General features: G+C 60.6%; 20 protein-coding genes. 7 read left to right on the top strand and 13 right to left on the bottom strand.

Features of this window, described 5'->3' with window-relative positions; all coding sequences use genetic code 11:
- Positions 1 to 110: 110 nt before the first annotated feature.
- From FIV39_RS11635 to puuE, 6 genes are all read right to left on the bottom strand, one after another.
- Positions 111 to 1,460 (bottom strand): nucleobase:cation symporter-2 family protein, encoded by a 1,350-nt coding sequence (locus tag FIV39_RS11635; protein WP_090407053.1) that lies wholly within the window; start codon positions 1,458 to 1,460, stop codon positions 111 to 113.
- Positions 1,461 to 1,655: 195 nt separating this feature from the next.
- Positions 1,656 to 2,942 (bottom strand): urate hydroxylase PuuD, encoded by a 1,287-nt coding sequence (locus FIV39_RS11640; RefSeq protein ID WP_090407050.1) that lies wholly within the window; start codon positions 2,940 to 2,942, stop codon positions 1,656 to 1,658.
- 51 nt (positions 2,943 to 2,993) lie between these two features.
- On the bottom strand, positions 2,994 to 3,497 hold the full coding sequence (locus FIV39_RS11645; RefSeq protein ID WP_090407047.1) for an ureidoglycolate lyase: 504 nt from the start codon (positions 3,495 to 3,497) through the stop codon (positions 2,994 to 2,996).
- Positions 3,498 to 3,583: 86 nt separating this feature from the next.
- Positions 3,584 to 4,579 carry an allantoicase gene (gene alc, locus FIV39_RS11650; RefSeq protein ID WP_090407044.1) on the bottom strand — a complete coding sequence of 332 codons (996 nt, stop codon included), beginning with the start codon at positions 4,577 to 4,579 and terminating at the stop codon, positions 3,584 to 3,586.
- A 41-nt stretch (positions 4,580 to 4,620) separates the two neighbouring features.
- Entirely contained in the window at positions 4,621 to 5,136 is a 516-nt protein-coding gene (gene uraD, locus FIV39_RS11655) for a 2-oxo-4-hydroxy-4-carboxy-5-ureidoimidazoline decarboxylase (protein WP_090407041.1), read from the bottom strand.
- Positions 5,133 to 6,059: an allantoinase PuuE gene (gene puuE / locus FIV39_RS11660; RefSeq protein ID WP_090407038.1), complete on the bottom strand. Its 927-nt coding sequence runs from the start codon at positions 6,057 to 6,059 to the stop codon at positions 5,133 to 5,135. The genes uraD and puuE overlap by 4 nt, the downstream gene beginning before the upstream one ends.
- A 380-nt stretch (positions 6,060 to 6,439) precedes the next feature.
- On the opposite strand from puuE, the gene uraH reads away from it, so the two are divergent.
- Positions 6,440 to 6,793, top strand: coding sequence for a hydroxyisourate hydrolase (gene uraH / locus FIV39_RS11665; protein ID WP_090407035.1), 354 nt, complete (start codon positions 6,440 to 6,442; stop codon positions 6,791 to 6,793).
- Between the two features lie 155 nt (positions 6,794 to 6,948).
- On the top strand, positions 6,949 to 12,210 hold the full coding sequence (locus FIV39_RS11670; RefSeq protein WP_090407032.1) for a dermonecrotic toxin domain-containing protein: 5,262 nt from the start codon (positions 6,949 to 6,951) through the stop codon (positions 12,208 to 12,210).
- Here FIV39_RS11670 and FIV39_RS11675 read toward each other — a convergent pair.
- The 3 genes from FIV39_RS11675 to FIV39_RS11685 all read right to left on the bottom strand — a co-directional run bounded on the left by FIV39_RS11675 (position 12,185) and on the right by FIV39_RS11685 (position 14,885).
- Complete coding sequence (locus FIV39_RS11675; protein ID WP_090407029.1) at positions 12,185 to 12,826, bottom strand: LysE family translocator; 642 nt, start codon at positions 12,824 to 12,826, stop codon at positions 12,185 to 12,187. The two genes, FIV39_RS11670 and FIV39_RS11675, sit on opposite strands and share 26 nt — an antisense overlap.
- A gap of 64 nt (positions 12,827 to 12,890) precedes the next feature.
- The gene (locus FIV39_RS11680) at positions 12,891 to 14,237 is read right to left on the bottom strand and encodes an NCS2 family permease (protein WP_090407027.1); all 1,347 of its coding nucleotides are present in this window, start codon (positions 14,235 to 14,237) and stop codon (positions 12,891 to 12,893) included.
- 213 nt (positions 14,238 to 14,450) lie between these two features.
- Entirely contained in the window at positions 14,451 to 14,885 is a 435-nt protein-coding gene (locus FIV39_RS11685) for a MarR family winged helix-turn-helix transcriptional regulator (RefSeq protein WP_090407023.1), read from the bottom strand.
- Positions 14,886 to 14,966: 81 nt separating this feature from the next.
- On the opposite strand from FIV39_RS11685, the gene FIV39_RS11690 reads away from it, so the two are divergent.
- On the top strand, positions 14,967 to 16,133 hold the full coding sequence (locus tag FIV39_RS11690) for an aminotransferase-like domain-containing protein (protein ID WP_090407020.1): 1,167 nt from the start codon (positions 14,967 to 14,969) through the stop codon (positions 16,131 to 16,133).
- Between the two features lie 10 nt (positions 16,134 to 16,143).
- On the top strand, positions 16,144 to 16,746 hold the full coding sequence (locus tag FIV39_RS11695) for a glutathione S-transferase family protein (protein WP_090407018.1): 603 nt from the start codon (positions 16,144 to 16,146) through the stop codon (positions 16,744 to 16,746).
- A 46-nt stretch (positions 16,747 to 16,792) separates the two neighbouring features.
- On the opposite strand, the gene FIV39_RS11700 is transcribed toward FIV39_RS11695, so the two are convergent.
- Positions 16,793 to 17,689 (bottom strand): LysR family transcriptional regulator, encoded by an 897-nt coding sequence (locus FIV39_RS11700; protein ID WP_090407015.1) that lies wholly within the window; start codon positions 17,687 to 17,689, stop codon positions 16,793 to 16,795.
- A 130-nt stretch (positions 17,690 to 17,819) separates the two neighbouring features.
- Here FIV39_RS11700 and FIV39_RS11705 point away from each other — a divergent pair, with 130 nt between their 5' ends.
- From FIV39_RS11705 to FIV39_RS11715, 3 genes are read left to right on the top strand one after another with little or no spacing between them, the layout of a single operon-like run.
- A complete protein-coding gene (locus FIV39_RS11705) occupies positions 17,820 to 19,112 on the top strand; it encodes a CitMHS family transporter (protein WP_016976366.1) in 1,293 nt (430 codons plus the stop codon).
- Position 19,113: 1 nt separating this feature from the next.
- The gene (locus FIV39_RS11710; RefSeq protein WP_090407012.1) at positions 19,114 to 20,439 is read left to right on the top strand and encodes an acyclic terpene utilization AtuA family protein; all 1,326 of its coding nucleotides are present in this window, start codon (positions 19,114 to 19,116) and stop codon (positions 20,437 to 20,439) included.
- The gene (locus tag FIV39_RS11715; RefSeq protein ID WP_090407010.1) at positions 20,436 to 20,756 is read left to right on the top strand and encodes an AtuA-related protein; all 321 of its coding nucleotides are present in this window, start codon (positions 20,436 to 20,438) and stop codon (positions 20,754 to 20,756) included. Before FIV39_RS11710 ends, FIV39_RS11715 begins: the two co-directional genes overlap by 4 nt.
- Before the next feature lie 49 nt (positions 20,757 to 20,805).
- Here the strand turns inward: FIV39_RS11715 and FIV39_RS11720 are convergent, their stop codons facing one another.
- From FIV39_RS11720 to FIV39_RS11730, 3 genes are all read right to left on the bottom strand, one after another.
- Complete coding sequence (locus tag FIV39_RS11720) at positions 20,806 to 21,177, bottom strand: glutathione S-transferase N-terminal domain-containing protein (RefSeq protein WP_090407006.1); 372 nt, start codon at positions 21,175 to 21,177, stop codon at positions 20,806 to 20,808.
- Between the two features lie 101 nt (positions 21,178 to 21,278).
- On the bottom strand, positions 21,279 to 21,824 hold the full coding sequence (folE, locus tag FIV39_RS11725; protein ID WP_003442011.1) for a GTP cyclohydrolase I FolE: 546 nt from the start codon (positions 21,822 to 21,824) through the stop codon (positions 21,279 to 21,281).
- Positions 21,825 to 21,902: 78 nt separating this feature from the next.
- Positions 21,903 to 22,460, bottom strand: a complete 558-nt coding sequence (locus FIV39_RS11730; protein WP_090407003.1) for a Smr/MutS family protein — start codon at positions 22,458 to 22,460, stop codon at positions 21,903 to 21,905.
- Positions 22,461 to 22,513: the final 53 nt, after the last annotated feature.

Raw genomic sequence — 22,513 nt, forward strand, 5'->3', positions numbered from 1 at the left:
GCCAAGGCGGTAAACAACCGTCGATTCAAGCGGGCGCGGAGAATACTGGCTCCCACGTCAGGGCTCAAGTGCGCCGTTACAGCGCGCACAGGGCGACAATGGGGCATGCGTCAGGTGTGTGCGGGGCCGACTACAGGGCGTTCAGCACCGCCGAGGATGTTGAACAGGATATTCAGCGATAGCGCGCTGAGGGTTGCCATGGCGATGCCGCTGTGGGTGATCGGGCTCATCCACAGTGGCAACTGTGCGAAGAACTCCGGGCGTACTACCGGGATCAGGCCCATGCCGATGCTCACTGCCACCAGTAACTGATTGCGACGGTCGGCGATGTCGGCTTCCTGGAGGATCTTGATGCCGGTGGCCGCCACCATGCCGAACATGGCAATCGCCGCACCACCGAGCACCGCCGGAGGAATCGACGCCACCAGGTACGCGGCCTTGGGCAACAGACTGAGCACAATCAGAAAGGCACCGGCCATGATTGTCACTGAGCGGCAACGCACGCCGGTCATCTGCACCAGGCCGATGTTCTGCGCGAAGGAGGAGTGCGTGAAGGTGTTGAAGAAACCGGCGAAGAACGATGCACCGGCATCACACAGCAAGCCACGGCGCAGCATTTTCGGCGTGACGTCCTGGCCGGTGATCTTGCCCAGCGCAAGGAACATCCCGGTGGATTCGACAAAGATGATCACCACCACCAGGCACATCGACAGGATCGGCGCCAACTCGAACGTCGGCATGCCGAAGTGCAGCGGCGTCACCACTTGTACCCACGGTGCCTGGGCCAGGCCGCTGAGGTCGACCATGCCGATGGCGCCGCACAAGGCGTAACCCAGGCCCATGCCAATCAGCACTGAGATATTCACCCAGAAACCGTGCATGAAGCGGTTGATCAGCAGGATGGTGGCCAGTACCAGGGCGGCAATCGCCAGGTAAATCGGTGAGCCGAAGGTGGCCGCCGCGCTGCCGCCACCGGCCCAGTTCACGGCCACCGGGAACAGCGACAGGCCGATGGCGGTGATCACGGTGCCGGTCACCAACGGCGGGAAGAAGCGCACGACCTTGGACATGAACGGCGCGATCAGCATGCCGAAGAACCCGGCGGCGATGGTGGCGCCGAAGATGCCCTGCAAGCCGATACCGGGCATGCCCGCCATGGCGACCATACTGCCGACGGCGGCGAAACTGGCGCCCATCATCACCGGCATGCGGATGCCCACCGGGCCTATGCCGAAGGACTGCACCAGGGTGGCGATACCGGCTACCAGCAGGTCGGCGTTGATCAGAAAAGCGATTTCTTCACGGCTCAGGCCCGCGGCCTGGCCAATGATCAGGGGGACGGCGACGGCGCCGCCGTACATCAGCAAGACGTGTTGCAGGCCTACCAGAATCAGTTGCAAGAGGGGCAGCCGCACCATGGCGGGCGCGGCAGGAATCTGCGGTTCGACTAACTCGGTCATGCAACACCTCGGATCTTTTTTATTTTTGTGTTGTTTGGCATTCAATTGCCGGGTGCAACTCAATCTTCAAAACACTGCATGTTCAAATGTGGGAGGGGGCTTGCCCCCGATAGCGGAGTGTCATTCACAACATCATTGACTGAACTACAGCAATCGGGGGCAAGCCCCTTTCCACATTGGAACTATGTGAATCTGTTAGTTGGTACGCGCCCCCTGATTGATCCAGGTGCCAATCAAGTCCCGTTCCTGCTGGGTCATCTGGGTGATGTTGCCCAGCGGCATGATCTGGCTCGCCACGGCCTGCGCCTGGATACGCGCCGCCTGTTGCTGGATCTGCGCCGGAGTGTCGAACATCACGCCGGCCGGCGCGGTGCTGAACAGCGGGCTGGTGGGCTTGGCCGAATGGCACACGGCGCAGCGTTCCTGGATCACCCCGTGGACCTTGTCGAAATCAATCGTCGCCTGGGCAGGCGCAGCTGCAGCAGGTTCGGTCGCAGCAGGCGCGGCGGGTTTCAAGCCACCGCCCAAGGCGGTTTCCGGCAACGGTTGGTACTCGATGGCCGCAGGTGCCTTGGCAATCGGTTCGGCCGGCTTGGGCCCGGTCACATACGCCAGGCAAATCATGGCCAACGCACCCACCGGCAAGGTCCACGCATACTTCTGGCTGTTATGCCGAGTGTTGAAGTAGTGCCGCACCAACACCGCCGCCACCGCGATCCCGGCCAGGATCAGCCAGTTGTATTGGCTGCCGTAGGTGCTCGGGAAGTGGTTGCTGATCATGATGAACAGTACCGGCAGGGTGAAGTAGTTGTTGTGCCGTGAACGCAGCAGACCCTTGGCCGGCAGGGTCGGGTCGGGCGTGCGGTTCTCGGCGATCGCCGCCACCAGCGCGCGCTGCGCCGGCATGATGATGCGGAACACGTTACCGACCATGATGGTGCCGATCACCGCACCCACGTGCAGGTACGCACCCCGGCCGCTGAACACTTTGCTGAAGCCGTACGCGGCGGCAATCAACAGCACGAACAGGATCAAGCCGAGCAGGGCAGGGCGTTTGCCCAGGGCCGAGTCGCAGAGGAAGGAGTAGATGAACCAGCCGGCGAACAGTGAGCCGATGCCCAGCAATACACCTTCGCTGCCACTGAGACTACTGCCGGGCGCGAGCAGGTACAGCGTCGGGTTGAGGTAGAACACCACGCACAGCAGCGCAACGCCCGACATCCAGGTGAAATAGGCTTCCCATTTGAACCAGTGCAGGTTGTCCGGCATGGTCGGCGGGGCCAGTTTGTATTTTTCCAGGTGGTAGATACCGCCACCGTGGATCGCCCACAAGTCACCGGACAGGCCGTCCTTGGGGTTGACGCGGTTGAGGTTGTTTTCCAGCCAGACGAAGTAGAACGAAGCGCCGATCCAGGCGACGCCAGTGATCATGTGAACCCAGCGCACGCTGAGGTTCAGCCATTCCAACAGATGTGCTTCCACAGTCTTTACCTCTCGCCTGTCACCCTTGTTGTCGGGTGATCCGGCCTTCTCTTATTGGTGGGGGGCGAGGATCAACCGCTCATCCTCTTTGAAAAAATGCTCATCGCAGTTATTGCCTGTGCCACTGCGATCAACCACCAGGAAGTCATCCCGCTTTTCGATCGTCAGCACCGGGTGGTGCCAGACGCCGCGATGGTAATTAATGCCCTGCCTGCCGTTGGTGACGAAGGCGCGGACCAAGCCTGATACAGGTGCATCGCCAAGTGGCGCGACCACGATCAGAAAGGGGTTGCCGAGCAGCGGAATGAACGCCTGGCTGCCCAGCGGGTGTCTCTCCAGCATGCACACGGTCAGCGGCATATCCAGCGCGTCTGCGCGGAAGATGCTGATGATCGCGTTGTCTTCAGGCTGTGCGGTTTCTACCGTTGCCAGCTTGTGAAAGCGCATGGTCGACCCGTTGTTGATCATGAAGTGATCGCTGCCCTCGGTTTCGATAACGTCTCCGAAAGGGGCGAAGGCTTCTTTGGTCAGGGGTTCGATCATCAGTGTGCGCATGGCTGTCTTCTTATCCGGATTCTGTGTTGTGTCATTCAGTTCATGTGGCGAGCGGGGCAAGCCCGCTCGCCAAAGGGGTTCACTGCTTACTTCGAAACTTTACCCAGTACACGCAGGCGGCTCACACCGCCATCCGGGAACACGTTCAGGCGGATATGGGTGATCGGGCCCAGCGCCTTGATTTGCTCGGCAAACGTATGTTCTGCGTGCATTTCCAGTTTCTGCGCCGGCAGCAGTTCGCGCCAGAACAGCGATTGGGTTTCGATCTGGCTGTCGGTACCGCCCTTCACGAAGGCGCCCTGGATCGAGCAGGTGTCCGGGTAGTTGCCCTTGAAGTGCAGGGTGTCGACGATGATCTTCTCGATTTCGCCGGGGTGGCCCAGGGCGACGATCACCCAGTCATTGCCTGGCGTGCGACGACGGGCGGTTTCCCAGCCATCACCCATGTTGACGCCACGGCCTGGGTTGAGAATGTTGCTCATGCGGCCGAAGTGTTCATCGGAACACGCCAGTGCGCGGCCACCGTTCAGTGCTGCCGCCAGGTCGATCTGTTCGTTGTCGCCCACTGCCGACCAGTCGCGGAACGGCACGCCGTATACACGCAGGCGGGCCACGCCGCCATCCGGGTAGATGTTGAAGCGCAGGTGGCTGAACGCCTGGTCGTTGCTGATCTCGTGGTAATGGTGGCTGTTGCCTTGCAACTCGACGGCCGACAGGACTTCTACCCATTGGGTGTTGTCGTCAGGCTCGCCCGAGGCCAGGAAGCAGGCTTCCAGGGACGCCGACGGCGGGTAGTTGCCGGTGAAGAATGAAGTGTCGATGTCCACGCCTTTGATCGAGCCCGGTACGCCCAGGCGGATCACTGCGCTGTCGTAGCCTTCGAAGCGCTTGCGGCGCGACTCCCAGCCGTCCATCCACTTGCCGTTGTCATCGAAAACGCCCTCCTTCCACACGGCCGGGGTCGGCTGGAACAGGCGGTTGGCGTCGGCGAACCAGTCATCCGTCACGGAGATGATCTTGGTGCCCAGGCGGGCGTCGGCCAGGTTGACGAACTTCTCGAAAGGTACGGGTTGCGCTTTCATTCTTCTTGTCTGCCTTAAATAGAGTGGCTGGGGATGGTCGTTTAGAGGGTCAGTAAACGAAACAACGCGATCTTGTTGATCTCGGCCAGCGCGCAGTTGAACTCGGTGTCTACCGAGTGGTGAATGCGCGTTTCGAACGCGGCGAGAATCTGGTGCCGGTTGCTGCCTTTTACCGCCATGATGAAGGGAAACTTGAACTTGGCCTTGTAGGCATCGTTCAGCTCGGTGAAGCGTGCGAACTCTTCGGCCGTGCATTGGTGAATCCCCGCGCCCGCTTGCTCATCGGTGCTGGCTTGGGTGAGTTGGCCCTGGACGGCAGCTTTGCCCGCCAGGTCCGGGTGAGCGTTGATCAATGCCAGCTGACTGGCGTGATCGGCGCTTAACAGGATGTCGCTCATGCGTTGATGCAGGGTTTCGATCTGGTCGATCGAGGCGTCCTGGCCCAGGTCATAGGCCTTTTCTGCCACCCATGGCGAATGTTCGTAGATGTCGGCGAAGGCCTGGACGAAGGCGTCGCGGCTCAAGGTCGAGGGCTTCAGGGTTTGGAAAGCAGTCATTTGGCCGCACCCTGAAAAGGGTGTACGTCATGCCAGTGGCGGGCGATGTCGACGCGGCGGGTGAACCACACCTGGTCATGGCCTTTGGCGTATTCGATAAAGCGCTTGAGGGCGGCGAGGCGCGCGGGGCGGCCGATAAGACGGCAATGCAGGCCGATGGAAAGCATCTTCGGTGCCTCGGCGCCTTCGGCATACAGCACGTCAAAGGCGTCCTTGAGGTACTCGAAAAAGTCATCGCCCTTGTTGAACCCCTGCACCTGGGTGAAGCGCATGTCGTTGGTGTCCAGGGTGTAGGGGATTACCAGGTGCGGCTTGCCGTTGGGGGTGTTGGGTTCCCAGTAGGGCAGGTCGTCGTCGTAGGTGTCGCAGTCGTACAGGAAGCCGCCTTCCTCCATCACCAGCCGCCGCGTGTTGGGGCCGGTGCGCCCGGTGTACCAGCCCAACGGGCGCTCACCGGTCAGTTCGGTGAGGATGCGGATGGCTTCGAGCATGTGCTCGCGCTCCTGGGCCTCGTCCATGTATTGGTAGTCGATCCAGCGATAGCCGTGGCTGCAGATCTCGTGGCCGGCGTCGACCATGGCGCGGATCACATCCGGGTGGCGCTGGGCCGCCATGGCCACGGCGAAGATGGTCAGCGGAATGTCGAATTCCTTGAACAGCTTGAGGATGCGCCACACGCCGGCACGGCTGCCGTATTCGTACAGCGACTCCATGCTCATGTTGCGCTCGCCTTGCAGCGGCTGGGCCGAGACCATTTCCGAGAGGAAGGCTTCGGACTCTTTGTCACCATGCAAAATGTTGCGCTCGCCGCCTTCTTCGTAGTTGAGTACGAAAGACAGCGCGATGCGCGCGTTGCCCGGCCAGTGGGGGTGAGGAGGGTTACTGCCGTAACCGATCAGGTCGCGTGGGTAGTCAGCGCTCACTGCAGTCTTCCTTCTTGTTCGTGGTAGCAAGTGTGTGGCGGCCAGCGGAAAGACTGGGTGGCGTCACAGCGATGGGCTGATTGTATACAACTTGATGATCACTTTGTAAGCCTGTATTTCCGCATTTTTTCCGCGCGGTTGCCACCGCTTAACGCTGCAAGAAACTTGCCCAGTTGGTCAGTAAACGGACAAAAGGTCTTTTAAAAGCAAGGCTTGCTGGGAAATCGTGCGGATGATCGAGGTGCCGAAGGGCGTGCAAAACTTTGTGATTTTTATTGTGTACAATTTTTATTAAAAGTGTCTTAATCGTTGCGTCCACGGCTTTTTCACGCCCCGTAAAGGTGCAGCCTATTTCACTTCATGCAAGGGAGCCCCGCCCCATGGGACGACTGACCACACACGTACTGGACGCCGCCCACGGCTGCCCCGGCAGCGCTATCCTGGTTGAGCTGTACCGCGTCGAAGGCGCACAGCTTGAGCTTGTGAGCACCGCCGTGACCAACAGCGACGGCCGCTGCGACGCACCGCTGTTGCAAGGCGATGCCTACCGCAGTGGCGTGTACCAACTGCAATTCAGCGCCGGTGACTATTACCGCGCCCGTGGCGTGCAGTTGCCGGAGCCGGCCTTCCTGGATGTCGTGGTGCTGCGCTTCGGCATCAGCGCCGAACAGGAGCATTACCATGTGCCCCTGCTGATTTCGCCTTACAGCTACTCCACCTATCGCGGTAGCTGAGGCGTCACCTCGTTTCACACCCCCAAGCTCTTCGTTGGTTTTTCGCCCGCCCACACTGCGGGCTTTTTTTTGCTCACGGCAGCGTTCAACTATCTAACGCCTCATCCGTGTCAGCGCTGCATAGGCTAGGTGTTTTCCTTTATGAAGATACCGCCGTGACCTTACCTGACGACCCCGATGTGCCCGACGACGATGAGTTGCAGGCCATGCGTACCCAGCTGACGCAACGGATCAACGCCAGCCACCCTCCCAGCCTTCTGATCAATCGGCTGGCGATTGCCGACCTGCGCTGTGCCGATTCGCAAAAGTGGCTGTCCCGCCTGATCTCAGGCGCGCCCAAGGTCCTGCGGGTGATTCGCGCCGAGCTGCATAAGGCCTTTGGGCTGGACCCGAACAACGTGCTGTTTACCGAGCCCAAACCGCCGGCCGCGGCGCAAAAAGTCGACAGTTTGACCGACCGCACGTTGCGGCTGCTGGTCCTGCCTTCCGTGTCGATCAACGTCAATCAATTCACGGCGCTCAGCCTCAAGGACGATCCAGCCCGCCGCGTACCCTTTACCCCCCTGGAGGCGTTGCAACGGGTCGTTGCGCTCAATCTGTTTGAGCGGCTCGCCCGTGCGCAGAGTGATTACTGGCAGGCGCTGGTTCCTGGCTCCTGGCTGACACGCAACGAGCGCTGGGTTGAGTTGTACAAGCATCTGTTCGCCGACCAGGCCTTTGTCGCGCGGCAACTGGGCGAGCTGTCGAGTGCGGGACTGGTCATGGTGCAGGCGCTGGTGGATGCACCGACGGCTGAGGCTCGTCGGCGCGCGGGCGAGCAATGGGCCAGCCTCCAGGTGTGCAAGGTCATGTGGCCAGGAGCGCAGACGCGACTGACCCCGATCCCCGGCGCACTGCACATTTATCGTGAGGGCGACCCGGCGGGTATGCCCCATGTGATGTATCTACCGGGTGTGCACCGCAACTACTACGAGTACCCGTCTTTCGAGCAGTTGCAATGTGGGCTGGTGGCGCTGATCAATAGCGCCTTGTTCGACGACCTGTGGCAGTGCCTGCCACTGCGGCGTCGGCATGAGGTATGCCGGCCTGCTGAGGACGCCGCCGCCACTGGCCTGGCGAGTGTTCGCGGTTTGGCATTGAGGGACGACGCGTTGGCGATCAGCGCCCAGGCGGTGCTGGATGGGCAATGGGAAAATGAGTTGGCCTGTGCGTTGTCGATCAACCTCGCGCAGGTTTTTTCTGGCAGGCGCGAGCCTTCAGTGATGAATGCGGCGCGTTTTCTCGCCTACATCCAGGGCACCCGTAAACATTGGGTAGGCAGGGCCCGGTTGGGGAGTATCCGCCGTGAATTGCTGGAATGGGATCAGCATCGGCGACGCCACGAAATTATCTTTGCCAGCACGGCTCCGGGGCTGGCTTTGAACACAGCGCGGCAACAGGTCAAGCGTTATGAACGAGCGCTGATGACTCTCCTCAATCCACAGGATCCCGGTGCGGATACTCAAGCGTTTCGAGAGTTTGTGGCGCTGGAGGATCAGCTCAAGGTCCAGGCGGCTGCCTTGCGCACGTTGATACAGGATGCGCAGTTGCAACTCTTCGACGTGGCATTTTGGGCGGCGCGGCCTACCGGTAAACCTAGGCATGTGACCGCGCTTATCCGCGTATGGATCGACAGGTTGCGCGGTGAAATCCAGTTGCAACACCAACTCAAGTTGCTCAGCAAAACCTATCTGGATCTGATGATAGACGTACTGGACAAGCCGCTAGCCAGTAAACGCCAGGGCAGTGAAACGCGCGTGTTATCGGTGCTGGTGGGGGCTGAGCCCGATGCCGACACCTACCACCCCCTGCACAGTGTGTTTGCGGTCACGCTTGCGGCGGCGGTAAGTGATCACAGTCGGCGGGTGCCCGTTGTGTTGTGTGTGCTCGGGCGTGAGGGCGGCGTGGTCACCTTCGGCAGTCTCGGCGCGTTGACCCTTGGCATCCAGGCCAGCCTTGGCAGCCGCGATGAGTCGGTGCTATGGCGCTATGTCACGCGGCAAAAACGCAAGGCCGTGCGTGAGCATGTAGCCTGCCAAACCCTGGCAGTGCGCTACGAACCGATTGAGGGGAACCCTGTGATGCTTGCCGTCAAAAGGCTCCTCAAGAGCTACATTCTTGTGCATCGCAGCATTGATGGCGGCGCGAGTATTTTCAGTGAAACCGATAATGCGTTACTGAGCCGGCTGCTATTGGCGGTCGAGCTGGATGAACACCTGAGCGCGCCAGCCAATGATGCTCTGGTTCAAGCGCGGACTGATTTCGATGTGGTGCGAAAAGCGGCGGCCGCGAAGCAAAGAATGCCGGCCTGGATCACCGATGCGACGGGGGGCCAGCGTAAGCGTTTCAAGTATTTGCAAGGTCGCTATCTGGGCAGTGCCTTAGCGTTTGAAGACCGCCTGGAACAGCGTTTGCCGGATCTGCCGACCTTCGCCCGCGAGCTCTTGATTGCCCGCTTGCGCGAGGACGGCCTGTACCCGCAACTGGACATCGACACGCCCTTTATCGAGATGCCTGACCAAGTCAGTGGCAGGTTCTGTGGTTGGGAAAGTGCCTGTACGGTGGGGGATCGCAAGGAGATCCTGACACCAAGCGATGAGCGTACGCGCTTCAGCCTGCTGCAACTGGCACTGCATAATTTGGACCCGCAGATAAAGCCGACACGGTGGCGTTTCAAGTACGCCGAGTACCTGAAACCGGCCTGGAAACAGCAACTGCCCCCCCAATACTTGATCAGTATGGTGTCTGCGCTGGATATCGGCGGGCGTTATGAGGCGCTGATCAGCAGTGTGTTTTACCCTGCCGACGTCGGTAGGCGCCGGCTAAGCGACACACGTGTGCCTGAACTGTTGACGCGGGTTTTACAGGCAGGTACCGAGGCTAATCTCTATTCGGCGGTGCAGCAGGGGCTGACGGAGAGTGCACAGAGCCTATTCAATACGGCAATGGCGGCACGCACCCCTCAAGACTTGAATAAGCATGGCCATCAAGTGCAGTTGTATGTGGTTCATCTGGTGGGCCATACCCTCCAGCATGATCGCTACATGGCCGGAATCCTGGTGTTTCATGACCTGCTTTCCCAGCACTGCCTGGTCTACTGGCCCGCCGCTCCGGATGCCAGGAGCATCAGCGAACACGTCAGTCTGCAACACGCTCGGGAGCACCTCAATCGCATCGGCTCATTGCCCGGTAACGTCACGGCATTGGCTCGGCAGGTCGCACCCGGTTGGGCGTTCGAGGCCATCACTCATCATCCTGGCGAAACATTCGAAGAGCCTCTATTCAATCCCCTCTCGCTAATCCCCGGCTTTCACATGTTGCAGGGGATCTGGCGGGGCGTTGAGTTCGTTCGTTCTTTCAAGATCAAACACCTGGTGCCCACGGCACATGTCGATGAGATTGAAAAGCAGACCCTTGAGCAGATTGCCAGTGACCCGCTGAACTGGTTAGCGCTGGTGCCTACCTCACATTGCGATGCCGGGGCCCTGTTGTATCGGGCTTGGATGTTTGAGCTGCAACGTCAAGCGCAGGCAAACAGTAACTCCAACAAGGTCTTGGATAAGTACCGGGAACAGCGCCGGAAGGAAGAGCGAGATACTCGCACGCGAGCGTTGTTGTCTATCGGCTCACCACTTTTTGATTTAGGTAACCAACTGTATGAGTTGCTGCTCACCTCGCGACGTTATCACCGCAGTGGTGATCCTCGTGATGCGGTGGACGTGGCGTTTGGTACGATTTTTTTGGCGGTGGAGCTTTTGCTGAACTTTGTACCGGGTCCCAAACCCAAGAGCGGGACATTGGTTCGCCCGAGGATAGGTTCGATAGGCACCGGCCTGAATCGGATCCATCGTGCGGCAGTCTCGCAGGTTGGCCGGGTTTTCGATGTGCCCAAGCCGCCATCAACGATTTCCCGGCTCAAGCCCCTGGAGCGTTTCAGGACCGAGGGTGTACCGCAGGACGCCGTTGCGTTGAAAGGGCCGGGCGAAAAGGGTATCTACGTGAAGGGCGGCGAGTACTTCACCGTAGATGATACGCACCACATCCCCATTTACCGACGAGACAACGAACGGTCTTTTCGCCTGAAGAACAAGGAGGCGCCGGGCGAGGATGAATTGATTTTGAATACTTCTGTGAACAGGGAAGTGCTTGTGACCAGGGAAGTGCTGTTGGGGGCGGATGCGCCAGTGGCCGGTCCAAGTTCTGGGGTACTGCATCCGTGGCGAGCATCGGTCGAGCCGGTGGACTGGCGGCCACCCACTGTCCGTAGTGCTACGGAAAGTCGAATTTATCAGTCATCCGTGTCGGGTACCGATTGGTTCAGTTGGCGCACTCACGCACCCGAGGGCCAGATCGCGGCGCCTTCGGCGCACGGGGTATCCCGTGTACACATAGCGCCTCCAGGATTCAGCTACGACGCTATCTATGTGGGCTCATGGTATGACACTGCGACAGAGTCAGGGGCCGGGCATTACCGGTTGCTCTACCAGGGTGATCAGGCGCCATTGGACAAGATTGCTTTTATCGCCAGGGATGAGCCGCTGGTCTCAAAGGCGCACGTTGATATTGAGCGTTGGACAAGCACCGCTGCCGCTCGTCTTGAGCAGCCTATCCCGGTGTCGCGCGGCCCAACCGGCGAGTGGCAACTCCATGCGCCGCTGTTCCACAGGTCGTTGGAGCACTCTGTGGGCACGGCTTTCCCCACCATGACGACCCACAGCCGCAGATTTTTAGTCGTAAGGATGATTGAGTTGGCAGACGCTTCCCGCCCAGTTACGGCCAGTCATCTGCTGAATATCCGTGCGACGCTGGACAACTGGTTGCCCGCCGCTGCCGGCAGCCTTGGGCAGACGGATGAGGTGCTGCAAATGTTGAGGGCCGTCAAAGTGAAGCCCAATGTTTTCGTCGGTTACGAAGGCAAGGCACCCGGTTTCACTCGCGTCGACTTCAGGCCGTCTGTCGCATTGGACCCGACGCTCAAACCCGGTGGTTCGCAGGTCCTTGCCGCGAGAAATACCGCTCAGCGTGCTCAAGTCAGGACGGTGCTGGAGCAGCAAGGCTTCAACTGCCAGGACGTGCAAGTAAAGCGCGCTAATGCCCTTAGTCATGAGTTGATTGCTACGCATCCCAACTCAAACAAACTCTATTACGTGTCTTACCATTGGATTGAGCACGGGAGCATCAAGTTGATGAGGCGGTTTACGGATGAGTGGTTGAACTACGCAATCAAGAAAAATCCCGATTCACTTGCCTTTACGGGAGTTAGAAGTGCGATGCGAGAACAGCGTTTGACCCGGATCGTGGCAGGTATCCACTGGCCGAAAAAGGGCATGCTCCCTCCCACTGTTTATTTCGTCAAAGTGAGCCCCCTCGCGCCTTGAGCAACGATAGAACCCCGGCGCCACTGAATAACCCGGCACTGATCCGGTTGAACCAGCTCTGGCCCCTTCCGCTGCGCAGATAACGCGCCGCACCATGGGCGCTCAGGCCGTAGGCCAGCTTGCACAGCAGGTCGAGAACGGTCCAGGTGGCGATCATGATCAGCAGTTGGGGCAGGAACGGCTGTTGACTGCTGAGGAATTGCGGCAGGAAGGCGGCAAAAAATAGAATATCTTTGGGGTTGCTCGCGCCCAGTACAAAGGCCCGCCCAAACAATGCGCGAAAGCGTGGTACCGGCGGCGTTTGTGGCACTTCGGCGCCATGGGCAGGTTGGCGAGATTGCTGCCAGCTCTGCCAGGCGAGGTAAAACAGGTACAGCGCGCCGACAATCTTCAAGGCACTGAACAATTGCTCCGATGCCAACAGCAGGGCGCCCAGGCCCAGGGCCGAAGCGCTCAGCAGGCAGATCGAGGCAAACACGCCGCCGAGAAACGCCGGGTATGAACGGCGCAGGCCGTAGTTGAGGCTGTTGCTGATCATCAACAGCGACAGCGGGCCGGGAATCAGGATCACCACCAAAGCAGCGCCGCTGAACAACAGCCAGGTTTCCAGGTTCATTTACAGTTCTCCCTTCATGCAAAAGCCCCACCCGAGGGTGAGGCGGTTTTCGGCCGGTTCCTGCTTACAGGAACATAAACTTGGCGATGAAAATCGCGCACAACACCCACAAACTCACGGAAATCTCGCGGTACTTGCCCGTACCCGCCTTGAGCGCCACGTAGGTGATAAACCCCAGGGCAATGCCGTCGGCGACCGAGAAGGTCAAGGGCATCATGATTGCAGTGACAATCGCCGGAATGCTGTCGGTGGCTTCATCCCAATTGATATGGGCCATGCTCGCCATCATCAGCATCGCCACGTAAATCAGCGCACCCGCGGTGGCATAGGCCGGGATCATGCCCGCCAGCGGTGCGAAAAACATCGCCGCCACAAACAGGATACCCACGGTCACGGCCGTCAGCCCGGTGCGGCCACCGGCGGCGACACCCGCAGCGCTTTCCACATAGCTGGTCACCGGCGGTACGCCGACCATGGCACCCAACACACTCGAAGCGCTGTCGGCCTTCAGGGCGCGGGACAGGTTATCGATCTTGCCATCGGCGTTGACCAGCCCGGCGCGTTGCGCAACGCCCATCAGTGTACCTGCAGTGTCAAACATGTGTACAAACAGGAAGGCAAATACCACGCTGATCATACTGATATTGAACACACCTTTCACATCCATCGCCATCCAGGTCGGTGCCAGGCTCGGTGGCGTGGCGAGAATCCCGTTGTAGTGCACCAGGCCCAGGCCCCAGCCGGCGAGGGTCACGGCAATGATGCTGATGAGGATCGCGCCGAACACCCGGTGATAGCTGAGGATCGCAATCAGCAGGAAACACACCGCCGCCAGCAGCGGCGCCGGCTCGTGCAGTGAACCGAGCTTGATCAGCGTGGCCGGGCTGTCGACGATGATGCCGGCGGTCTTCAGGCCGATCACCCCGAGAAACAGGCCGACACCGGCGCCCATGGCATGGCGCAGGCTTACCGGGATGCTGTTGAGCAGCCATTCACGCACGCGCGAGAGCGTCAGGCCCATGAACAGCACGCCCGAGATAAACACCGCGCCGAGCGCCGTCTGCCAGGTGTAGCCCATGGTGCCGACCACGGTGTAGGTAAAAAAAGCGTTCAGGCCCATGCCCGGCGCGAGGCCCACCGGCCAGTTCGCGTACAGGCCCATCAACAGGCAACCCAGTGCGGCGGCGATGCAGGTGGCGACGAACGCCGCACCGTGGTCGATGCCGGCGTCGGCCATGATGTTGGGGTTGACGAAGATGATGTAGGCCATAGTGATGAAGGTGGTGAGGCCGGCAAGCAGCTCGGTCTTCACTGTGGTGCCATGCAGGCGCAGTTTGAACAGGCGTTCCAGCCAGCCGTTCTGTGAGGGTGCAAGGTCCAGCGTCGGGGCTTCGGATTTGCGGCTATCCACAGCGAGTACTCCTCAAGCATTTTATTGTTATGTCCAGCGCGGGGCGCTGTGAGGTACTGGCGGGTTTTGTTGACTGATAGGTCAGGAACTCGCACGAAGCGAATTATGCTTTTGTATACAAAGAAAGCAAATAATGTTTTCTATTTTCTGCGTGAAAAGGATGAAAGGCAAAGCTCGAGCGCTTTTGTTGCGAGCGGGCCAACTCCAGGGGGGTCAGGGCTGGCCTGCAAGCGCCTGGTTCACTGCGAGCCAGCCGTTTACCGCTTCTTCGCCCGCTTCGCTGAACGCGCGCTGCAACAACTTCACCTGTTCACGGCGCAGTGACTGCTCGAAACGCAGGCCTTCCTCGGTCAATTCCAGCAGGCGTTTGCGCTTGTCGGTCTCGGACGCAACGCTGTCCACCAGGTGCATTTCCTGCAATTGGCGCAGCGGCATGTTCAGCGCCTGCTTGCTCACGCCGAGCAATTCCAGCAGTTCCTTGACGCTCAAGGCCGGGTAGCGCGCGATAAAAAACACAATGCGCTGGTGCACTCGGCTCAGGCCTCGGCGTTCGAGCATTTCGTCGGCTTTGGCAGTGAATGCCTGGTAGCCGAAGAAAAACGCTTCCATGGCTTGTTGCTGGCTGCTTTGGTTTTTAAGGTCAAGCATATTGACGTATCCACTCAAGCTGTCGTAATTTCGGTCAACCAGTTTGACGTATTTCCCACAGGCTTCGCTAGCGGTGACCTTATGGCCTTCTCTGAACGTGTTACTCGCCTCAAAAGCTCCTTGATCCGTGAAATCCTCGCGGCCGCCCAGCGCCCGGAAGTGATGTCGTTCGCCGGTGGCCTGCCGGCCGAAGCCATGCTGCCCGCGCTGGACTGGAATGACATGCCGCTGAACATCGGCCAATACGGCATGAGCGAAGGCGAGCCGCAGCTGCGTGAACTGCTCGCCGCCGAGGCGCGCGCGTTGGGTGTGCCGTGCCAGGCCAGCCAGGTGCTGGTGGTCAGCGGTTCCCAGCAAACCCTGGACCTGGCGGCCAAGCTGTATATCGACAAAGGCACCAAGATCCTGCTGGAAGGCCCGACTTACCTCGCCGCACTGCAGATCTTCCAGCTGTTCGGCGCCGATTGCCTCACCGTGCAACTGGAGGCAGACGGCCCCAACGTCACCAGCCTGCGCGCCAACCTCGAGCGCTATCGCCCGGCGTTCATCTACCTGATCCCGACGTTCCAGAACCCTTCGGCCGTGCGCTACAGCGAAGCCAAGCGCGAGGCCGTCGCCGCCTTGCTCGATGAGTTCGGCGTGACCCTGATCGAAGACGAACCCTACCGTGAGCTGACGTTCGATGGCGGCAGCGCGCAGCCCATCGTCGGCCGCCTGAAAAAAGCCAGCTGGATCTACACCGGCACGGTCTCCAAGACCTTGCTGCCCGGTCTGCGCGTGGGGTACCTGATTGCCAGCCCCGACCTGTTCCCGCACTTGCTCAAGCTCAAGCAATCGGCGGACCTGCACACCAATCGCGTCGGCCAGTGGCAGGCCATGCAGTGGATCGGCACGCAGAAATACCAGCAGCACCTGGAGGAACTGCGCAGCTTTTACCGCGGGCGCCGTGACGCGTTCCAGGCTGCACTGGCGCATCACTTCGCCGATTTGGCCGACTGGCAAGTGCCCCAAGGCGGATTATTCTTCTGGCTGACCTTGAAACAGCCGCTCGACACCCGCACCTTGTTGGCACCTGCGCTCGATCAGGACGTCGCGTTCATGCCCGGTGAACCGTTCTTTTCCGAGCCGGACCAGCATTTAGGCTCACTGCGACTCAATTTCAGCCATATCGACCCGGCCCGCCTGGACGAAGGGCTCAAACGCCTGGCCGCGGTGGTCCGTCAAGCACAGCACGCGCAAGCGGCATAAGGGGAGCCCCATGTACAAGGTTTATGGCGATTACAAGTCGGGCAACTGCTACAAGGTCAAATTGATGCTCAACCTGCTGGGCATCCCGTATCAATGGGTGGATATCGACATCCTCAACGGCGACACCGCGACCCCTGAGTTCCTGGCCAAGAACCCCAACGGTAAGATCCCGGTGCTGGAACTCGAAGACGGCACCTGCCTGTGGGAGTCCAACGCGATCCTCAACTTCCTTGCCGATGGCAGCGAATTCCTGCCCACCGAGCCACGCCTGCGCACGCAAGTGCTGCAATGGCAGTTCTTCGAGCAGTACAGCCACGAGCCATATATTGCGGTGGCGCGGTTTATCCAGTTCTACCTGAACATGCCGGAAGATCGCCTGGAAGAATACAAGACCACCCACAAGGGCGGTTACAAGGCCCTGCGGGTGATGGAACGTCAGTTGCAGGCCACGCCGTACCTGGTGGGCGACCAGTATTCGATTGCCGATATTGCGCTGTATGCCTACACCCATGTGGCCCATGAAGGTGGTTTTGACCTGGCGCCTTACCCGGCGGTGCAGGCGTGGTTGCAGCGCGTGGCCAGTCATCCCAAGCATGTGCCGATGATCGACTGATTGATGCGGTCAAAAATGTGGGAAGGGGGCAATCCCTGTCCCACATTCAGCTCGATGTCGTGTCAGATAATTCATCGTTCAACAGGTCAAAACAACGCTGCGCTGCCGGGCTCAGGCCCATGCCGCTGCGACTGATCAACCCGATCTCCCGGTTCACCCCAGGATGGTCAATGTCGATGCGCTTCAACCCCGCCAGGCTGTCCGCCGCCGACTCCGGCAGCACACTGATCCCCAGGCCCTGGCGCACCAACGCCAGCACCGTCGACATGTAGTTGGCCTCCATCCCGGCATTCATCGTCAGCCGCGTTTCATCAAACAGTGCATCCACCTGCTCACGCACGCTGCTGTCGCGACCGGTGAGGATGATCGGCTGGTCCGCGAGTTGCTCCAGGGTCAATTGGCGATGGTGGGCGAGGGGGTGATCCAGCGGCACAAAGGCACACAATCGATCATTCAGGACCGGCACGAACTCCAGGCCATGGCTTAGCCGCGCCCGTACACCAATACCAAAATCCACTTCGCCTGCGCGCACCTGGGCATGAATACGGTGGGCCACCAGGTCTTGCAAACGCACTTCGATCCCGGCAAAACGCTCGCGAAACAGGCGCAGGGCCGGGGGCAGGGCGCCGGCGCAGACCGAGGGCAGGGCCGCGATGGTGACCACGCCACGGCGCAAGGCCGCGAGGTCGCGGGAGCCGGTGACGATGTTGTCCAGGTCCAGCAGCAGTTTTTCCATCGGGCCACGGGCTTCCTGGCCGGCGGCGGTGATGCTCACATGGCGGGGGCTGCGGTCGAGCAGGGCGACGCCGAGCCAGTCTTCCAATTGTTGCACCTGCACGGTGAGCGCCGAGGGCGAAAGATGCAGCTCATTGGCGGCCTTGGTAAAGCTGCCGGTACGGGCCACCGCCAGGAACGCTTGAATATGCTGGATCGAATTTTTCATTGTTGTTTTTCTCGAGCGTTTTGTTTTTACGAATATGACTGGCTGAACATTCCAATTTACAAAGACTAACCCGCTTCCAATACTCCAGGGAAAACAATAACCGGCCACCAAGGCCGCTCTGGAGTAACCCATGCTCGCTACCCTGGGTGTCATTACCATCCTGTGCCTGCTCGCTGCCGTCATGAGCAAACGCCTCTCGCCACTGGTGGCCCTGATCGCCTTGCCGATCATCGCCGCGCTGCTTGGTGGGTTCGGCCTGCAAACCAGTGCCTTCATCATTACCGGCATCAAGAACGTGGCCCCTGTGGTGGGCATGTTTGTGTTCGCGATCCTGTTTTTCGGGATCATGACCGATGCCGGGATGCTCGACCCCATCATTGATCGCATCCTGCGCACGGTAGGGACACGTCCTACACGGATTGTGGTCGGTACCGCGACCCTCGCGCTGCTGGTGCATCTGGACGGCTCCGGCGCGGTGACCTTTCTGGTAACGGTGCCGGCGATGCTGCCGTTGTACACACGGCTGGGCATCGATAAACGCATCCTCGCCTGTGTCTGCGCAATGGCGGCGGGGGTAAACTTCCTACCCTGGACCGGCCCGGTGCTGCGCTCTTCGGCGGCTTTGCATGTACCGGTGGCGGACCTGTTCCAGCCGCTGATCCCGGTGCAGATCGTCGGCCTGATCTTTGTCTTTGCCTGCGCCTGGTGGCTCGGCCGGCGTGAAGAAAAACGCCTGGGCCTGGGCGCCGGCTCCACCGTGGATGCAGTGCCACAACGGGTACTCAGCGACGACGACATCAAGCTACGCCGCCCACGCCTGTTCTGGGTCAACCTGATCCTGACCGTGCTGGTCATGGTGGTGATGATCGCCGGCTGGGTCGATCCGGTGGTGATGTTCATGCTCGGCACCGTGGTGGCGTTGTGCATCAACTACCCGAACGTGGACGCCCAGCGCGCCCGCATCGATGCCCATGCGAAAACCGCCCTGACCATGGCCAGTATCCTGCTCGCCGCTGGGGTGTTCACCGGCATCATGCAAGGCACCGGCATGCTCAAGGCCATCGCTGAAGTGGCGGTAGCGCAGATTCCGGCGGGCCACGGCAAGCTGATCCCAGCAGTGGTGGGCTTCATTTCCATGCCACTGAGCATGTTGTTCGACCCCGACTCCTACTATTTCGGCGTGATGCCGGTGATTGCCGAAGTCGGCAAGGCGCTGGGCGTCGACCCGCTGCAAGTGGCCCAGGCGTCGTTGCTGGGCGTACACACCACCGGCTTCCCGGTCAGCCCGCTGACCCCCGCGACCTTCCTGTTGGTGGGCCTGTGCAAGATCGAATTGGCCGATCACCAGCGCTTCACCATCCCCTTTCTGTTTGCTGCGTCGGTGTTGATGACCCTGACTGCGTTGCTCCTGGGAGTGATTTGAGATGAAAACCTTGCGCATCGGTTCCGGCGCCGGCTATTCCGGCGACCGCATCGAACCTGCCGTGGAACTGGCCGAACTGGGCGACCTGGATTACCTGGTGTTCGAGTGCCTGGCCGAACGCACCATCGCCTTGGCGCAACAGGCGCGAATCAGCGACCCGCAGGGTGGTTATGACCCGCTGCTCAGTGAGCGCATGCAGCGTGTGTTGCCTTACGTCGGCCGCCAGGAAGGACGCCGCCGCCTGCGGGTAATCACCAATATGGGCGCGGCCAATCCGGTGTCGGCGGCCGTCGAAGTACGCCGTATCGCCACGGCGCTGGGCCTGCACCTCAAGGTCGTGGCCGTGGTGGGCGATGATGTTTTGGTGGCCTTGCGGCCCGAGCAATTGCTGGATAACGGCCAGACCGTGGGTTCACTCGGCAAGCGCCTGGTTTCCGCGAATGCCTACCTCGGCGTCGATGGCATTTTGCACGCCCTGCGCGCCGATGCCGATGTGGTGATCACCGGGCGCGTGGCCGACCCGTCGCTGTTCCTGGCGCCGCAGATGTTTGAGTTCGGCTGGGCGGCGGACGACTGGCAGCGCCTGGGGCGCGGCACGTTGGTCGGGCACTTGCTTGAATGTGCCGGGCAGGTCAGCGGCGGTTATTTTGCCGACCCCGGTTTCAAGGACGTGGACGATTTGGCGCGACTGGGTTTCCCCTTGGCCGAGATCGATGCCGACGGTGAGGCCGTGATCACCAAGGTTGCGGGCTCCGGGGGGCGGGTCAGCCGCGCCACCTGCACTGAACAACTGATCTACGAAGTACATGATCCCGCGGCGTACCTCACCCCGGACGTGACCGCCGATTTCTCCCAGGTGGGGTTCGCCGAGGAGGGCGTTGATCGGGTGCGCGCTCAAGGTGCCGATGGCCGCGCACGGCCCGAACAGTTGAAGGTGAGCGTTGGTTATCTGGATGGCTGGATTGGCGAAGGGCAGATGTCCTACGGCGGTCCCGGCGCGGTCGCACGGGCGCAGCTGGCGCGGGATGTCGTACTCAAGCGTTTGGAACTGATGGGGGTGAAGATGCAGGACCTACGCGCCGAACTGATCGGCATGGACTCGCTGCACGGTCCACGCAGCAGCGTAGAGCCCTGGGAAGTGCGCCTGCGCGTGGCTGCCCGCTGTGAAGAACGCAGCGAAGCAGTGCGGGTCGGCAATGAAGTGGAAACCCTCTACACCAACGGCCCGTCCGGCGGCGGCGGTGCGAGCAAGAGCGTGCGGCAGGTGGTGGCGGTGGCGTCGTTGCTGCTGCCCCGTGACGCGGTCAACCCGAGGATCGAAGCATGAAACTGCACACGCTGGCCCATTCCCGTACCGGCGATAAGGGCGACACGTCGAACATTTCGATTATTGCTTACCGGGCCGAGGATTATCGGCTGTTGTGTGAACAGCTTACCGCGGAGCGCGTGGCCACCTTTTTTGCCGTCCTGCTGGAGCCGGGTGCGGCCCCCGTGCGGCGCTATGAACTGCCGAATGTGCAAGCGCTGAACTTCGTACTGCCGGGGATATTGCGCGGCGGCGTAACGCGCTCGCTGGCATTGGATGCGCATGGCAAGTGCCTGGGCTCTGCATTACTGGCGCTGGATTTGCCCACACCGAACTGAATGTGGGAAAGGGGCAAGCCCTCTCCCACATTGGATCTCAGCAGGTCTGTCAGACCGCCGCGAAACGCTTGTCCAGGTAATCGATGATCACTTTGGAGTCATACATCCAGGTGGTCTGGCCATGCTCTTCGATTCGCAGGCACGGCACCTTGATCTTGCCGCCTTGCTCCAGCAGGGTCTGGCGGTCCTGCTCGTTGTTCTTCGCATCCTTCAGCGCCACCGGCACATTCAGGCGGTGCAGGGTGCGGCGGGTCTTCACGCAGAACGGGCAGGCGTGGAATTGATACAGGGTCAGGTCCTTGGCCGCGGCGTTCACCTGCGCCTGTTGTTCGGCAGGGCGCTGCTTTTTGCGCGGGCGGGTAATGAAGTCGCCGGCGATGATGACGTGGCCGAGGCCCACTCGAAGTGCTTTGACGAACATGGCTGAAACCTCTTGCCCATGAAGAAGGGGCCGCAGCTTACCTTAATTCTGCAGGCGAAAAAAAACCGACGATGAGCGCCGGTCTTTTCCTACGCAGCCTGTTACTTGATCAGGCTGAGAAATTCGCTGCGGGTGGCCGCGTTTTCGCGGAACTCACCCAGCATCACCGACGTGATCATCGACGAATTCTGTTTCTCCACACCGCGCATCATCATGCACATGTGCTTGGCTTCGATCACCACGGCCACGCCCAGTGCGCCGGTCACTTGCATCACGGCGTCGGCGATCTGGCGGCTGAGGTTTTCCTGGATCTGCAGGCGGCGCGCATACATGTCGACAATCCGCGCGACCTTCGACAGGCCCAGCACTTTGCCACTCGGGATATACGCCACATGCGCCTTGCCGATAAACGGCAGCAGGTGGTGCTCGCACAACGAGTACAGCTCGATGTCCTTGACCAGCACCATTTCGCTGTTGTCGGAGCTGAACAAGGCACCGTTGGTGACTTCTTCGAGTGTCTGTTCATAGCCGCGGCAAAGGTACTGCATCGCCTTGGCGGCACGCTTAGGCGTGTCAAGCAGGCCCTCGCGGGAGACGTCCTCGCCGAGTTGGCCGAGGATCGCGGTGTAATTCTGTTCCAGGGACATGAAACTACCTGTGGGATTTTCGCAAAGCGCAAGGTTACGGTGGCCGACACATCGCTGCAAGCCTGACGATGGCACTTGTTACTCGTCGCGCCCTTCCAGCATCGTGCGCTTGAGCATCACATACACCGCACCCGCCCCACCGTGACGGGCCTGGCACGAGGTAAAGCCGAGCACCTGGGCATGCTGGCGCAGCCAGGTGTTGACGTGACTCTTGATCATGGGCTTCTTGCCATCCAGCCGCACGGCCTTGCCGTGGGTGACGCGCACGCAGCGGATTTCGAACTTGGTGGCTTCGGCGAGGAAGGCCCACAGGGTTTCCCGGGCTTTTTCCACGTTCATGCCGTGCAGGTCGAGGCTGCCTTCGAACGGGATCTGGCCGACCTTGAGCTTGCGCATCTGGCTTTCCTGCACGCCGTCGCGGGCCCACATCAGTTCGTCTTCAGGGCCGACGTCGATGACGAACTGGTCCGACAGGCCATCCACGGTGGTGGCGTCGGTGCGCACGGTCGCGGCCTGGCGCAACTTGGCGATCTGCGCCCGGTCGGCCTTGGGTTTGCCAGTGTCGGCGCGGTCGTGCTTGATCGGCTTGACGCCGCGCAGCTCGTTCTTGAACAGGGAAAAATCGTCGTCTTGCATGTCAGCCTCCGCGAAGGGCGGGCAGTTTACCTAAATCGCGGCGGCCAGGGCGT

The sequence above is a fragment of the Pseudomonas grimontii genome, from assembly GCF_007858185.1.
Classification (GTDB): domain Bacteria; phylum Pseudomonadota; class Gammaproteobacteria; order Pseudomonadales; family Pseudomonadaceae; genus Aquipseudomonas; species Aquipseudomonas grimontii.